The organism is Lysobacter brunescens, assembly GCF_042677005.1.
Classification (GTDB): Bacteria; Pseudomonadota; Gammaproteobacteria; order Xanthomonadales; family Xanthomonadaceae; genus Lysobacter_I; species Lysobacter_I brunescens.
On sequence record NZ_JBHTIF010000001.1, the window covers coordinates 2,487,337 to 2,501,581 of the forward strand.

Here is a 14,245-nt window from a genome sequence, read left to right on the forward strand (position 1 = left end):
CAGGCCTGAAGCCGTCTGGACCGTCGCGGGTCACCGGCCGCTCCCGGGGATGTGGCAAAATCGCCTGCCTCCGCCGCCCGCCCAGCCCTCCATGCCGGTCAACGTTCCGCGCCACCGCCATCGCCTCCCGGCCGGGAGCGTCCGCTGACATGGCGGACAACACCGGGCACCTGCCGCGCACGCCGGGGCGTATCCTCAAGGCCACGATCTGGTCCCTGCAGGGGCTGCGCGCGGCCTGGCTGCACGAGTCCTCGTTTCGCCTGGAGGTCTACCTCTTCGTGGTCCTGGCGCCGCTGGCCTTCTGGCTGGTGGATGGCCCGGTCGAACGGGCCCTGATGATCGGCAGCTGCCTGCTGGTCATGGCGGCCGAGCTGCTCAATTCGGCGATCGAGGCGGTGATCGAACGCTACGGCCCCGAGTTCCACGAACTGGCCGGCCGCGCCAAGGACATGGGGTCCGCCGCGGTGTTCGTGCTCATGATGAACGTGCTGCTGGTCTGGGGCCTCATCCTCTGGGACCGCTACCTCTGATCCTCTTCCCGGGCGCATCCCCTGCGCCCGCAACGTTTCCCGGGACAACAAGCAATGCTGGAACTGATTTCCGATCCGCAGACGTGGATCACCCTCATCACCCTGAGCGCGATCGAGATCGTGCTGGGCATCGACAACCTGGTGTTCATCTCCATCGCCGTCTCCAAGCTGCCGTACGTGCAGCGCGAGAAGGCGCGCAAGTTCGGCATCGCGGTCGCCTGCATCACCCGCATCGGCCTGCTGCTGACCCTCGCCTGGCTGGCCGGACTGACCTACGACCTGTTCAGCGTGCTCGGCCACGGCTTCTCGGTACGCGACCTGGTGCTGATCCTCGGCGGCGCCTTCCTGCTGGTGAAGGGCACCAAGGAGATCCACGGCATCGTCAGCGGTCGCGGCGAGGAAGAGGACATCAACACCAAGCCGGTGACCGTGTTCTGGGGCGTGATCGCGCAGATCGCGGTGATCGACATCGTGTTCTCGCTGGACTCGGTGATCGCGGCGGTCGGCATGGCCAACCGCACGCCGGTCATGGTTGCGGCGATCCTGCTGGCGGTGGGCGTGATGCTGCTGGCCGCGACGCCGCTGGGCAAGTTCATCGACCGCAACCCGACCGTGAAGATGCTGGCGCTGGCCTTCATCGTGCTGGTCGGCGGCTTCCTGGTCGCCGAGGGCTTCGAGGCCCATGTGCCCAAGGCCTACATCTACTTCGCGATGGGCTTCTCGGCCGTGGTCGAAGGCCTGAACCTCTGGACCAAGAAGCGGTCGCAGGACCGCTTGCTGCCGGACTGAGTCCGATCCCGCATTCCACGCATCGGGCACGGGATCGCGCCCGATGCGATGGGCTCTCCAGGCGACTTCGACCATGACTTTCCTGCATCAGATCGACCCCGTCCTGATCGCGTTCGGGGATGGTTTCAAGGTCCACTGGTACGGCGTGATGTACCTGCTGGGCTTCACCGCCGCCTGGTTCCTCGGCCGCAGCCGCGTGCGCGCCGGTCGCTTGCCCGGCATCAGCGAACAGGCCTACAGCGACCTGCTGTTCTACAGCATGCTCGGCGTGATCTTCGGCGCGCGCATCGGCTACGTGCTGATCTACGACCTCAAGGCCTACATCGCCGAGCCGCTGCTGATCCTGAAGATCTGGCAAGGCGGCATGAGCTTCCATGGCGGCCTGGTCGGCGTGCTCGTGGCCTCGCTGTGGTGGGCGCGCAAGCACCGCATGCACTTCTTCGACATCGTCGACTTCGTCGCGCCGCTGGTGCCGCCCGGGCTCGGTTTCGGGCGGCTGGGCAATTTCATCAACGGCGAGCTGTGGGGCAAGTACACCGAAGCCGGCTGGGGCGTGATCTTTCCGCATGCGGAGGACAGGATCCAGGGACTGTCGTCCGTGCAGCTGGAGGCGATGCACGCCACCGGCATGCTCGACCAGTTCGCGCGGCATCCGTCGCAGCTGTACCAGTTCACGCTCGAAGGCGTGGTGCTGTTCTGCGCACTGTGGTGGTTCTCGCGCAGGCCGCGACCGCGCTATGCCGTCGCCGGCCTGTTCGCCCTGCTGTACGGCTGCTTCCGCTTCCTCGTGGAATTCGTCCGTCTGCCGGACCCGCAGATCGGCTATCTCGCCTTCGACTGGCTGACCATGGGCCAGGTCCTCAGCCTGCCGCTGATCGTGCTCGGCGCGGTGCTGCTGTGGCTGTCGCGCCGTGCGCCGACGCTGCAGCCGCTGCCTGCCAATCGCTGATGCTTCCGGAATGAATCGCCGTCAATGAAACAGTACCTCGACCTGCTGCGCCACGTCCTCGAACACGGTACCGAGAAGGCCGATCGCACCGGCACCGGCACGCGCAGCGTGTTCGGCTGGCAGATGCGCTTCGCGCTGGGCGACGGGTTTCCGCTGGTCACCACCAAGAAGCTGCACCTGCGCTCGATCGTGCACGAGCTGCTGTGGTTCCTGAAGGGCGAGACCAACATCGCCTATCTCAAGGACCACAAGGTCAGCATCTGGGACGAATGGGCCGACGCGGACGGCGAGCTGGGCCCGGTCTACGGCAAGCAGTGGCGCCGCTGGGTCGGTGCCGATGGCATCGAGATCGACCAGATCCGCTGGGTGGTCGACGAGATCAAACGCAATCCCGATTCGCGCCGCCTCATCGTCAGCGCATGGAACGTCGCGGACCTGCCGCAGATGGCGCTGATGCCCTGCCACACCATGTTCCAGTTCTACGTCGCCGACGGAAAACTCAGCTGCCAGCTTTACCAGCGCAGTGGCGACATCTTTCTCGGCGTGCCGTTCAACATCGCCAGCTACGCGTTGCTCACGCACATGGTCGCGCAGGTCTGCGACCTCGGCGTCGGCGACTTCGTGCACACCCTCGGCGATGCGCACCTGTATTCCAATCATTTCGACCAGGCGCGCGAGCAGCTCTCCCGTGAACCGCGCGCGCTGCCGACGCTGCGCCTGAACCCGGACGTGAAGGATCTTTTCGCCTTCGCCTACGACGACATCGCCATCGAGGGTTACGACCCGCACCCGGCGATCAAGGCGCCGGTGGCGGTGTGAGCCCTGCGCTCGTCCTCATCGCCGCGCTCGACCGCAACCATGCCATCGGACGCGGCAATGCGTTGCCATGGCACCTGCCCGACGACCTCAAGCGCTTCAAGGCGCTGACCCTGGGCAAGCCGGTGCTGATGGGGCGCAAGACCGCCGAGTCGCTGGGCCGTGCGCTGCCGAAGCGCCGCAACCTCGTGCTCACCCGCAGCGGCTGCGTGCCGTTCGAGGGGATGGAGGCGGTCGCCTCGATCGGAGATGCCTTGCGCCTTGCGGCAGAGGATGGAGCCAAAGAGCTGTGCGTGATCGGTGGTGGCGAGGTGTACGCGCTCGCGCTGCCGATGGCGACGCGGATGCATCTGACCCATGTCGACATCGCCATCGAGGATGGCGATGCGTTTTTTCCCAAGTTCGATGCGATGGCATGGCGCGAGTCCGCCCGTGACCACCATGCTGCCGATGAAACGCACGCGTTCGCATTCGATTTCGTGGATTACGACAGTCTCGCCTGATTCTATGTGACGGCCGTCGAGGGTTGATCCTGTAGCTCTCTATTTTTCCGCTTCGACAATCACGCTCATGGAAACGTCGAGGATGCCCATGATTCCAATCGCAATCTTGCTGGCCCTTGTTCTTGTGGATGATCGCTTGCCTCAACAAGAGACTGTGCCCGCGTCGCCTGCCTCAGCAACTTCGCGTGACTGGAATCGAGACCACGATCTGCGCACATCAATGTGCACCAGACCCTCGATGGCAGCGCTTGAGGTCGTGGTGAGGGAGATTGCGAAAGGGCGGGACGGACGGGTCGAGCTCGTCCTGCAAGTGGATTACAAGGCGGACGGAACGATCACGCGGGTGTCGATGCATACGTCGAGTGGCATCGAGAGGCTCGACGCTGCTTTCATGACCTGGGCGTCGGATGCTCGCCTCTGCCCATCCGATGCGGATGGCAGTGGAAGGATGCCGTTCGTGATTGACCTGAACATGGTGAAGTCGTTGGCTTGATCGGCGTGCGGATCAGCGCGCACGATTCCTGTAGTGCCCCGTGATCGGATACGCGAACAGGATGTCTTCCTCGCGTGTGCCGCTGCCGATGTTGTGGATGATCAGCGGCACGTCGCGCGAGCTGGTGCGGTCGCCGACGATGCCGATGTGCGGCAGGTTGCCGGGCAACATCCAGGTCACCAGGTCGCCGGGTTTGTAGGCAGCTGCCGACTGCGAAGGCGTCAGCGACCAACCCTGCCGCGCGAACCAGGTCTGCAGGTTCGGCACGCGGCGATGGTCGATGTTGCGGTCGGGGCGGCGCAGGCCCCACTTCTTCGGATACAGGTCGAAGTGGGCGCGCATGTCCTCATGCACGGTCTTCTGCAGGTCGATGCCTTCCGCGCGCAGCGCGCGGATCACCACATCGGTGCACACGCCCCGGCTCTCCGGCACGTCGCCGCCGGGGTAGGGCAGGACGACGTAGGCGGGGTCGTACAGCAGGGTCACGCCGATCTGTCGTCGCGCGGCGGCGACGCGCGGGTGCACTGGAGTACGTGGCTGTGCGCGTGTCGTGATGGCCGCACGCGCGGACGCCCCCGGCGATGTCGGCGCGGCTTCCGAGCCGGAACACGCGGCAAACATGCATGCGGCCAGCGTGCAGGTCAGCGACACTCGCAGCGACACGGGCAGCCAGGACATCCGGCGGCGCGCGTCGCGGCGCATCAGTCCTGTTCCCCCGGCGTGGCGACCTCGCGGCCCTGCACCTGGACGATGCGCAGCTCGTCGGTATCCAGCTGCAGCGCGGTGAGCTTGCCGCCCCAGACCGCGCCGGTGTCGATCGCATGCACGCCGTGGCCGATGAACAGGCCGAGGGTCGACCAGTGGCCACAGACGATCTTCAGATCGCGTTCGCTGCGACCGGGCACTTCGTACCAGGGGTACAGGCCTGGTGCCTGCGTGCCGGGCGCGCCCTTCTCGTTGAAGGCGATGCGCCCGCGCGGCGAGCAGTAGCGCAGGCGGGTGAAGATGTTGATGATCGCGCGCTCGCGCTCCACGCCGCGCAGTGCGGGCGACCACGGCGGGTAATCGCCGTACATGTTGCGCAGCAGCTTGCGGCGGCTGTCGCTGCGCAGGCGGTGCTCGACTTCGCGCGCGTGTTTCTCGGCGTGCGCGGTGGTCCACTTCGGCGCCATGCCCGCGTGGATCATCATCCAGCCCAGTTCGCGATCGCTGTGCAGCAGCGGGCGATGGCGCAGCCATTCGATCAGCGGCTCGCGGTCCTCGGCGAAGAGGATGCGCTGCAGGTCCGGGTTGACCTTGCGCTGGTCGTCGGGGCTGCGCTCGGAGATCGCCAGCAGCGACAGGTCGTGGTTGCCCAGCACCACCTCGCAGTGCTCGCGCAGCGAGTGCACGAGACGCAGGGTTTCCAGCGACTCCCCGCCGCGGTTGACGAGGTCGCCGCAGAACCACAGCCGGTCCTGCGCGGGGTCGAAGCGGATCTTCTCCAGAAGCCGCTGGGTGGGGCCGTAACAGCCCTGCAGGTCGCCGATCGCCCAGACAGCCATCAGTGCAGCATCCGCGGAATGCACAGCACGAACTGCGGGATCGGCGCCTCGAACTCGGTGCCGTCGTCGCCGCGCATCGTGTAGGCGCCTTCCATCGTGCCGTAGGGCGTCTTGAAGAAGGTGCTGGAGGTGTACTCGAAGCGTTCGCCGGGGCGCAGGTGCGGCTGTTCGCCGACCACGCCTTCGCCGACGACCTCGCGCGGGAAGCCGATCGCGTCGACGATCAGCCAGCGCCGGCTGATCAGGCGCGCCGCGCGCGCGCCGGTGTTGCGGATGCCGATCGTGTAGGCGAAGTAGTACAGCTCCTCGTCGGGCCTGGATTGCTCGTCGAGATAGCGGGTCGCGATGTCGATCGCGATGGCGTAGTCCGGGTGTTCCGGTGAAGTGTCCTGCATGGGCCACAGTTTAGCAGGGCCCGCGACGCGGATTCGGGCGGCTCAGCTGCCGGCGGTCTCGTTCGCCAGACGCACGAATTCCGACACCGCCAGCTGCTCCGCGCGGCTCTGCGGGTCGATGCCGGCGGCGCTGATCCGCTCGGCGTCGCAGATGTTCGACAGCGCATTGCGCAGGGTCTTGCGGCGCTGGCCGAAGGCGGCGCGCACGACATCGGCGAAGTGCCGAGGATCGACGATGCCGACCTGTTCCGGCGGGCGCGGCACCAGCCGGACGACGGCGGAATCCACCTTCGGCGGCGGCCTGAACGCACCCGGCGGCACCTTGAACAGCGAGGTGACCACGCAGTAGGCCTGCAGCATCACGCTGAGGCGGCCGTACACCTTGCTGCCGGGCGCGGCGGCCATGCGGTCGACCACTTCCTTCTGCAGCATGAAGTGCATGTCGCGGATCACCGCAGCATGGTCCAGTGCATGGAACAGGATCGGCGACGACAGGTTGTAGGGCAGGTTGCCGACCAGACGGAACGGTGTGCCTGCCGCCAGCGCGGTGAAGTCGACGTCCATCACGTCGGAATGCACGAGCGTGAGTTCGCCGTGCGCCTTCGCCGCTTCGGTGAGCGGGACCAGCAGGTCGCGGTCGTACTCGATGGCGGTCAGCGCGCCGTGCCGAGCCAGCAGCGGGAAGGTCAGCGCGCCCTGGCCCGGGCCGATTTCGACGAAGCGGTCGCCGGGCTTCGGGTCGATCGCCAGCAGCATCTTGTCGATGATGCCGCGCTCGTGCAGGAAATGCTGACCGAGGGCTTTCTTGGCGGGCTGGCTGAAGGGTGTGGTCATGGGGGCAGTATGGTTCAGAGCGGGCGCGTTCAGAGCAGGCGCGTGCCGAGCGGCACATCGCGATCGGGCACGCACAGCGCGACGGCGCCGTTCGCGTCGTGGAAGCCGGTGACCAGGCATTCCGACATCAGCGGGCCGATCTGCTTCTTCGGGAAATTCACCACCGCCACCACCAGCCGGCCGACAAGGTCCTCGGGCCGGTAATGCACGGTGATCTGCGCGCTGGACTTGCGGACGCCCAGCTCGGGGCCGAAGTCCACATGCAGGATATAGGCCGGTTTGCGCGCCTCCGGGAAGGGCTCGGCGCGCAGGACGCGGCCGACGCGCAGCTCGACCTTCATGAAATCGTCCCAGCCGATCGTCTCCATGTTCGCGTCCCTCGCTGCGCTGCTCATGTGCCTGCGTGCAGGCGGTTGCGCGCAAGCCGGGTGCAGGTGTCGATCGCCGCGAACAGGCTGGACGGGTCGGCGACGCCGCGACCGGCCAGTTCCAGCGCGGTGCCGTGGTCGACCGCCACGCGCGGGTAGGGCAGGCCCAGGGTCAGGTTCACGGCGTGCTCGAAGCCGCTGTACTTCAGCACCGGAAGCCCCTGGTCGTGGTACATCGCCAGCACCGCGTCGAAGCCACGCAGCTTCGACGGCAGGAAGGCGGTGTCCGCCGGCAGCGGACCGATCAGCTGCCAGCCTTCGCCGCGCAGCCCGTCGAGCAACGGGATCACGATGTCCAGTTCCTCGCGCCCCAGGTGGCCGTCTTCGCCGGCATGCGGGTTGAGACCGAGCACCGCGATGCGCGGGGCCTCGATGCCGAAATCGTGGTACAGCGCGGCGTGGAGGATGCGCAGGGTGCGTTCCAGGCTGTCGGCGGTGATCGCATCCGCGACCTCGCGCAGCGGCAGGTGGGTGGTCGCCAGCGCGACCCGGACGATGTCGTTGGCGAGCATCATCACCACCTCGCAGCCGGCCTGTGCGGCCAGCAGCTCGGTGGTGCCGGTGTAGGGAATGCCGCCATCGTTGATCGCAGCCTTGTGCACGGGCCCGGTGACGATGCCGTCGCACAGGCCCTGCAGGCAGGCACCGGCGGCGGTTTCCAGCGAACCAATGGTCGCGCGGGCGTTGCGCGGTTCCGGCTGGCCGAACGCCGCGCGGACCGTCAGCGGGATCTCGACATGCGCCAGGGCGCCGGGGCCGGCTGCGGACGGATCGTTCGGTGAAATCAGGCGCAGCGGTTGGCCGATGGCCTCGGCAGCGTGCAGCAGGGTGGCGCGATCCCCGTAAACGACGAGGTCCGCGCCCCAGGATCGCTGGGCGGCGCGGACCACGAGTTCGGGACCGATGCCGGCCGGCTCGCCCGGAACCAGCGCGAGACGGGGGCGTTGGCGCATCGGTGGCGTTCGGTCGGGACGGTCAGCCGGCGTTGCCGGCGGCGTCCGCACCGATGCGGATGTCGATGAAGGCTTCGCCGCGCATCTGGCGCAGGAAGGTGTCCCACTCGGCTTCGAACTTGCGCTGGCCGATGGCTTCGCGGGCCTTGGCGCGGCGGTTCTGGTCGGTGGCATTGACCTCTCGGCTGCCCACGCGCTGGACGATGTGCCAGCCGGCCTGGGTCTTGAACGCCTGGGAGACCTGGCCATCGGTCAGGCCGGCAACCTGCGCCCCGAACTCCGGACCGAAGTCGTCCTTGCCGAACCAGCCGAGGTCGCCGCCGCGCGCCTTGCTCGCGGTGTCTTCCGACTCCTTGCCGGCCAGTTCGGCGAAATCGGCACCGCCGCGCACGCGCGCCAGCAGGGTCTCGATCTTCGCCTTCGCGGCCGCGTCGTCGCCGTTTTCCGGCGTGCGGACCAGGATGTGGCGGGCCTGGAACTGGGTGGCCATCTGCGCGCCGGCGGCTTCCTCGTTGCGCACGTCTTCCAGCTTGATCAACTGGAAACCGCTCGGGCCGCGGATTGGGCCGACGATCTGCCCACGCTGCATGGTGCGGATGGTGTTGCCGAAGCTCGTCGGCACCTGGTCGAGGCCGCGCCAGCCCAGGTCGCCGCCTTCGAGCGCGTTGGGACTGTCGGAATAGCGCACGGCAGCGGCGCTGAATTCCATCTCGCCCTTGTCGAGCAGGGCCTTGATGCCTTCGATCTTCTTCTGGCCGGTCGAGATCTGCTCGGCGGTGGCGCCTTCGGGCAGGGCGACCAGGATGTGCGAGAGACGGTACTGGGCGTTGCCACCGGCCTGCATGGCCATCGCGGCATCGACCTCGGCCTCGCTGATGTCGACCTGCTGCGCGAAGCGCTGGCGCAGGCGCTGGACGGTGATTTCCTCGCGGAGCGAATTGCGGAAATCGGCCAGGGACAGGCCGTCGCGGGCGAGCTGCTGGCGCAGCTGGTCGTTGGTGAGATTGTTCTGGCGCGCGATGTTGGCCATCGCGGCGTTCACTTCCTCGTCGGAGATGCGCATGCCCGTGCCCTCGGCGCGGGCGGTCTGCAGCTTGATGAGGATCAGGCGTTCCAGCACCTGGCGCTGCAGCACGTTGGGCGGCGGCAGCTGGCCTTCGCGGCCGGCGTACTGGGCACGGATGTTGACCACCGCGCGGTCCAGCTCGCTCTGCAGGATGACGTCCTCGTCGACCACCGCGGCGATCCGGTCCAGCGGCTGTTGGGCGAAGGCGGAGAAGCTGCCGGCGAGGAGCACGGCGAGGGTGAGGCTGCGGAACGATCGGATCATGGGACAGTGTCTGGAGAGGGGAGATCGCCGCCACCGCGCGTCTGGGGCGGCGGAACGAGGGACAGGTCCTCGCGGTAATAGCCGAGGATAGCACGGCGCAGACGGCCTTCCGTGTCGGGTCCAGCGGAGCCTAGCCCCTTGAGTTCGATTTCCAGCTGAATGGCGTTGTCGAGGTCCTCGCCGCGGTTGCGCAGGTAGCGGCGGCCGACCAGGCGCACGGCCACGCAGCAGCTTTCCCACTGCACGCCGAGGATGCCTTCCAGGAGCTGGCGCTCGTTGGCGGCGGTGCGCGAGTCGTCGTACAGCGAGTAGTAGTAGCGGCCGACCACGCTCCAGGTGGGGTTGATCGGGTACAGGAACGACAGGTCGGCCTGTTCCAGCAGGTCGCGGCGATAGCGGTAGCTCAGGTTGACGATGCCAGCGTCGCCGATCAGGTAGCGGGTGCGGACGCTGGCGAGGTCGCGACGGCCGGCCTTGGGATCCCACTGGTAGCTGGCGCCGATGGTCCAGCGGTCGTTCGCGGCGTAGTTGGCGTCGGCGATCCAGGCCGACTTGCCCTGTTCGATCGGCGCCTCGCCCGGCACGGTGACCCGCGAGTCCTCGAAGTAGCGGATCTGGCCCAGGCTGGCCGACAGCTTCTCGCGGCCGTCGGATTCGCGGATCAGGCGGGTGGAGAGCGCCAGGGTCAGCTGGTTGCCGTCGGACTGGCGGTCGGCGCCGGAATAGCGGTTGTCGCGGAACAGCTGGCCCCAGCCGAAGGTCAGCGGCCGCGTGTCGAAGACCGGGATGCCGGACTGGTCGCGGTAGGGTGCGTTGAAGTAAAACAGCCGCGGCTCCAGCGTATGCAGGTAGTTGGTGCCGCCGATCCGGGTCTCGCGGTCGAAGTAGACGCCGGCATCGATGGTGCCGATCGGCAGGCTGCGGGTGATGCGATCGTTGCGGTACTGCTGGATCAGCGGAGCCATCACCGCCGGGTTGCTGCTGTCCAGACCGTTGCGGAGCGCGTGGGTCAGGGCGCGGTCGAGCGCGTCGCCGGACAGCTGGAAGCTGGTGTAACGCCAGGCCAGGGTGGGGCGCAGGAACCAGCTGTCGCCTTCCAGCGGCAGTTGCACGAACGGGCGGAGATCCACGCGCGTGCCGCCGCTGAAGACCTCGTGGTCGAAACGGATCGCTTCCGCGTCGAAGCCCGCATTGAGCCAGCGCGTGAACGGCTGGTCCCAGCGCATGTGCGCGCGCGGGAGGCGATTGAAGGGCAGGTTGGTGTCGCGCAGGGTGTAGTCCGCCAGCTGCCAGTGGTCGGCCATGAACGAAGCTTCCCAGTGGCGGCCTCGGCCGTAGATGCCGATGTCGCTGGTCACGAACGAATACGCGGCACCGTTGAGGTTGTTGCTGGCGTCGTCGAGGTAGCGCGGATCGCTGACCCAGCCCAGGTTCGCGCGGGCCTGCCACTGCGGGCCGAGGTTCTGGCTGCCGACGAAGCGCAGGTAGCCGCGGTCGTCGCGGCGCCGGTTGGATTCGGGAACGCCTTCGGCGATCTCCTCGGCGCGTTCGCGCTCGGCCAGCTGGTCGGAGGGCAGGAAAGCGCCGTCCAGCACGCCCCGGCCGGTCTCGGTGAGGTAGCGGAACTCGCCGCCAAGCTGCAGGCCGCGCTTGCTCATCCAGCGCGGCGTGAGGGTGGCGTCCATGTTCGGCGCCAGGTTCAGGTAGATCGGCTGGCGCCAGTCGAAGCCGTTGCGGCCGGACTGCGAGATCGCCGGGTAGAGCAGGCCGGTGCGGCGGCGGTCGTCGACCGGGAAGCGGAACCAGGGCAGGTAGAGCACCGGGATCCGGCCGATGCGCAGCGTCGCGTGGCGCGCCGTGCCCATGCCTTCCTCGGTGTCCACGTCGATCTGCTTCGCGTGCAGTTCCCAGGCGCGCGCGCCGGGCGGGCAGGTGGAGTAGGTCGAGCCGAACAGGGAGCCGACGTCGCCGTTCATCACGATGCGGTCGGCGCCGCCGTTGCCGCGCCGGCGGCTGAGCTGGTACTTGATGTCTTCCAGCTCGTGCGTGTCCTTGCCCTGGTCGCCCTTGGCGCGGGCCGCGCTCAGGCGCATGCCTCGGTCCTGGTAACGCACGGTGCCTTCGGCGACGTAGGTTTCCTTTTCCTGGTCGTAGGCGAGGTTGTCGGCCAGCAGCATCTGGTCGCCGCGACGCAGGCTGACGTTGCCGTCGAGGTTCAGGACCTGGCCTTCGGTGCCCTGGAGCTTGTCGCCGGTGACCTCGGTTTCGCCAGGCTGCGCAGCCGCGTCGGTCTGCGGCGGCGGGAGCTTGTCGGCGAAGGCGGGCACCACTTCCTCGATCGGGCACAGCGCCCAGTTCTCGGGCGGCTGGTCGGCCGCGTGCGCTGACAGCGACAGGGCGATGAAGAAGGGCAGCGGCAGCAGGCGGAGGTTCTTTCGCACGCGGTCAACCATAGAAGTAGGCAAATCCTAGTTAGCTTGACGCATCCGCCCCGGGGGGGCAACGCGCAGGAGGCGCGGCAGGTCAGGCGGCGGACAGCGCGCCGACATGGGCGGCGCAGGATTCGCTGAGGCCCTGCAGGTCGTAACCGCCCTCCAGGCTGGAGACCACGCGGCCGTCGGCGTGGCGTTCGGCGAGGGCGACCAGTTCGCGGGTGATCCAGGCGAAGTCCTCGGCCTCCAGCTCCAGCTGCGCCAGCGGGTCGAGCCGGTGTGCGTCGAAGCCGGCGGAGATCATTACCAGCTGCGGGCGGAAGGCGTCGAGCTGGGGCAGCAGGCGCTCGCGCCAGGCCGCTCGGAACTGCGCGCTGCCGGCGCCGGGCGGCAGCGGGGCATTGAAGATGTTCTGCACGCCGCGGTCGCTGGCGTGGCCGCTGTCGGGATACAGCGGCAGCTGGTGCGAGCTGGCGAAGACCACGCGCGGCTCGTTGTCGAAGATCGCCTGGGTGCCGTTGCCGTGGTGGACGTCGAAATCGGCGATGGCGATCCGCGACAGGCCGTATTTCTCGAGCGCATGTGCGGCGCCGACCGCGATCGAGTTGAACAGGCAGAAGCCCATGGCCGCGCTGGTTGTGGCGTGGTGGCCGGGCGGACGGACCGCGCAGAAGGCGCGCTTCACTTCGCCGCTGAGCACCATGTCGACGGCGGCGGCGACCGCGCCGGCGGCGCGCAATCCGGCTTCAGCGGAGGCTGGCGACAGTACGGTGTCGGGATCGAGCCAGATCCGGTGCGAAGGCCGGGTTTCGAGGACCGCGTGCAGCAGGGTGTCGGTATGTACCCGCAGCAGCTGCCCGCGTGTCGCGCGCGGCGCTTCGATCCATTCCAGGTCGGGATGGCGTGCGCGGAGCAGTTCGGTCACCGCCTGCAGCCGGGCCGCGCATTCCGCGTGGCCCGGACCGGTGTCGTGGGCGAGGCAGGCGGCGTGGCTGAAGACGGGCAGGCTCATGGCTGCGGCTTGCGGCGCTCGTGTTGCCAGAGGACCTCACCGTGGCCGCTGTGCCTGGCGAGCACGCGGGCGAGCACGAACAGCAGGTCGGAGAGGCGGTTGAGGTAGCGGATCGCCTGCGGGCGGACCGCGTCGTGATGCGACAGGGTCACCGACTCGCGCTCGGCGCGGCGCACGATGGTGCGCGCGAGGTGGCAGCGCGCCGCCGCCTCGCCGCCGCCGGGCAGGATGAAATCCTTCAGCGGCGGCAGGGGATCGTTGTAGTGGTCGAGCTGCTGTTCGAGGCGCTCGATGTCGGCGTCCTCGATCGCGGCATGGCCGGGGATGCACAGCTCGCCGCCGAGGTCGAACAACTGGTGCTGGATCGTGGTCAGCAGGGTGCGGACGTCGTCCGGCAGGTCGGTGGCGAGCAGCACGCCGATCGCCGAGTTGGCCTCGTCGACGGTGCCGTAGGCCGAGACGCGCGCCGAGTCCTTCGCCACCCGGCTGCCATCGCCGAGCCCGGTCGTGCCGTCGTCGCCGGTCTTGGTGTAGATCTTGGAGAGGCGGTTGCCCATGGTGTGGTTCCGATACGCGGTCCGGTGCGAATGTCATCCCCGCTGTTGCGGGGATGACGACAGGCGGTGTGCCGTGTTCAGACCGTCTGCGCGTTGAGCGACGGCAGGCGTTCGCGCAGCAGGTCGAAGCCGCCGAACAGCAGGGCCGAGTAGAACAGGGTGCCGAGCACGGTCCACTTGAAGAACGGGATGCCGGCGACGTACGCGGCGACCAGGCCCGCGCCGGTCTGCGGGTACATCGTCGAGCCGAGCCAGGTGGTGAAGTTGGTCACCAGGAAGAACAGCACGGAGCCGGCGAGCGAGTAGCCCAGCACGCGGCCGGCGCCGACCTTGCCGCGCAGGCCGAAGCCCATGACGGTCGACAGCGCGATGCAGAGGTAGACCGCCCAGAAGCTGAGGCCGGCCATGTAGCCGAGATAGTCTCCGCCCATGATCGCTGCCAGCGCGAGGTCGGAGACCAGCATCGCCACCAGCGGCACCGCCACGGCCCAGGAGCGGTTGGCGAAATAGGCGCCGCCGAAGAGGGCCATCGCTTCGACCGGCGAGAAATTCGGCGGGTGGGGCAGCAGGCGGCTGAGCGCCGCGACCAGGATCAGGCCGGCGAGCATCAGCGGACCGGGCGCCAGCAGGCGGTTGCCGGAAGAGGGGAGTGCGTCGGGACGATTCATGAGGGTGTCGGC

General features: G+C 68.1%; 16 protein-coding genes and 1 pseudogene. 6 read left to right on the forward strand and 11 right to left on the reverse strand.

Annotated features, from left to right (window positions below; genetic code table 11):
• Positions 1–149 precede the first annotated feature (149 nt).
• From ACFQ0E_RS11015 to ACFQ0E_RS11040, 6 genes are all read left to right on the forward strand, one after another.
• Complete coding sequence (locus ACFQ0E_RS11015) at positions 150–530, forward strand: diacylglycerol kinase (protein WP_386823680.1); 381 nt, start codon at positions 150–152, stop codon at positions 528–530.
• Positions 531–584: 54 nt separating this feature from the next.
• Positions 585–1,319, forward strand: a complete 735-nt coding sequence (locus ACFQ0E_RS11020) for a TerC family protein (protein ID WP_386823681.1) — start codon at positions 585–587, stop codon at positions 1,317–1,319.
• Positions 1,320–1,392: 73 nt separating this feature from the next.
• A complete protein-coding gene (lgt, locus tag ACFQ0E_RS11025) occupies positions 1,393–2,268 on the forward strand; it encodes a prolipoprotein diacylglyceryl transferase (protein ID WP_386823682.1) in 876 nt (291 codons plus the stop codon).
• Positions 2,269–2,292: 24 nt separating this feature from the next.
• Positions 2,293–3,087 (forward strand): thymidylate synthase, encoded by a 795-nt coding sequence (locus ACFQ0E_RS11030; RefSeq protein WP_386823683.1) that lies wholly within the window; start codon positions 2,293–2,295, stop codon positions 3,085–3,087.
• On the forward strand, positions 3,084–3,587 hold the full coding sequence (locus ACFQ0E_RS11035; RefSeq protein WP_386823684.1) for a dihydrofolate reductase: 504 nt from the start codon (positions 3,084–3,086) through the stop codon (positions 3,585–3,587). Before ACFQ0E_RS11030 ends, ACFQ0E_RS11035 begins: the two co-directional genes overlap by 4 nt.
• Positions 3,588–3,825: 238 nt before the next feature.
• A complete protein-coding gene (locus ACFQ0E_RS11040) occupies positions 3,826–4,080 on the forward strand; it encodes a hypothetical protein (protein WP_386823685.1) in 255 nt (84 codons plus the stop codon).
• Positions 4,081–4,092: 12 nt separating this feature from the next.
• On the opposite strand, the gene ACFQ0E_RS11045 is transcribed toward ACFQ0E_RS11040, so the two are convergent.
• The 11 genes and pseudogenes from ACFQ0E_RS11045 to ACFQ0E_RS11095 all read right to left on the reverse strand — a co-directional run bounded on the left by ACFQ0E_RS11045 (position 4,093) and on the right by ACFQ0E_RS11095 (position 14,233).
• Positions 4,093–4,782, reverse strand: a complete 690-nt coding sequence (locus tag ACFQ0E_RS11045) for a DUF1287 domain-containing protein (protein ID WP_386823686.1) — start codon at positions 4,780–4,782, stop codon at positions 4,093–4,095.
• Between the two features lie 14 nt (positions 4,783–4,796).
• A pseudogene (locus ACFQ0E_RS11050) lies at positions 4,797–5,624 on the reverse strand (symmetrical bis(5'-nucleosyl)-tetraphosphatase); the annotation flags it as partial.
• Entirely contained in the window at positions 5,624–6,019 is a 396-nt protein-coding gene (apaG, locus tag ACFQ0E_RS11055; RefSeq protein WP_386823687.1) for a Co2+/Mg2+ efflux protein ApaG, read from the reverse strand. The gene apaG and the pseudogene ACFQ0E_RS11050, both read right to left, overlap by 1 nt.
• Positions 6,020–6,061: 42 nt before the next feature.
• On the reverse strand, positions 6,062–6,853 hold the full coding sequence (gene rsmA, locus ACFQ0E_RS11060) for a 16S rRNA (adenine(1518)-N(6)/adenine(1519)-N(6))-dimethyltransferase RsmA (protein WP_386823688.1): 792 nt from the start codon (positions 6,851–6,853) through the stop codon (positions 6,062–6,064).
• A gap of 29 nt (positions 6,854–6,882) precedes the next feature.
• Complete coding sequence (locus ACFQ0E_RS11065; RefSeq protein ID WP_449284338.1) at positions 6,883–7,248, reverse strand: tRNA-binding protein; 366 nt, start codon at positions 7,246–7,248, stop codon at positions 6,883–6,885.
• Complete coding sequence (pdxA, locus tag ACFQ0E_RS11070; RefSeq protein ID WP_386823689.1) at positions 7,245–8,234, reverse strand: 4-hydroxythreonine-4-phosphate dehydrogenase PdxA; 990 nt, start codon at positions 8,232–8,234, stop codon at positions 7,245–7,247. The genes ACFQ0E_RS11065 and pdxA overlap by 4 nt, the downstream gene beginning before the upstream one ends.
• Before the next feature lie 22 nt (positions 8,235–8,256).
• On the reverse strand, positions 8,257–9,564 hold the full coding sequence (locus ACFQ0E_RS11075) for a peptidylprolyl isomerase (RefSeq protein ID WP_386823690.1): 1,308 nt from the start codon (positions 9,562–9,564) through the stop codon (positions 8,257–8,259).
• Positions 9,561–12,005, reverse strand: coding sequence for an LPS assembly protein LptD (gene lptD, locus ACFQ0E_RS11080; RefSeq protein ID WP_386823691.1), 2,445 nt, complete (start codon positions 12,003–12,005; stop codon positions 9,561–9,563). The genes ACFQ0E_RS11075 and lptD overlap by 4 nt, the downstream gene beginning before the upstream one ends.
• An 82-nt stretch (positions 12,006–12,087) precedes the next feature.
• Positions 12,088–13,008 carry a histone deacetylase family protein gene (locus ACFQ0E_RS11085; RefSeq protein ID WP_386823692.1) on the reverse strand — a complete coding sequence of 307 codons (921 nt, stop codon included), beginning with the start codon at positions 13,006–13,008 and terminating at the stop codon, positions 12,088–12,090.
• Positions 13,005–13,565, reverse strand: coding sequence for a cob(I)yrinic acid a,c-diamide adenosyltransferase (locus tag ACFQ0E_RS11090; protein ID WP_386823693.1), 561 nt, complete (start codon positions 13,563–13,565; stop codon positions 13,005–13,007). Before ACFQ0E_RS11090 ends, ACFQ0E_RS11085 begins: the two co-directional genes overlap by 4 nt.
• 77 nt (positions 13,566–13,642) lie before the next feature.
• A complete protein-coding gene (locus ACFQ0E_RS11095) occupies positions 13,643–14,233 on the reverse strand; it encodes a DUF6580 family putative transport protein (protein ID WP_386823694.1) in 591 nt (196 codons plus the stop codon).
• Positions 14,234–14,245 lie beyond the last annotated feature (12 nt).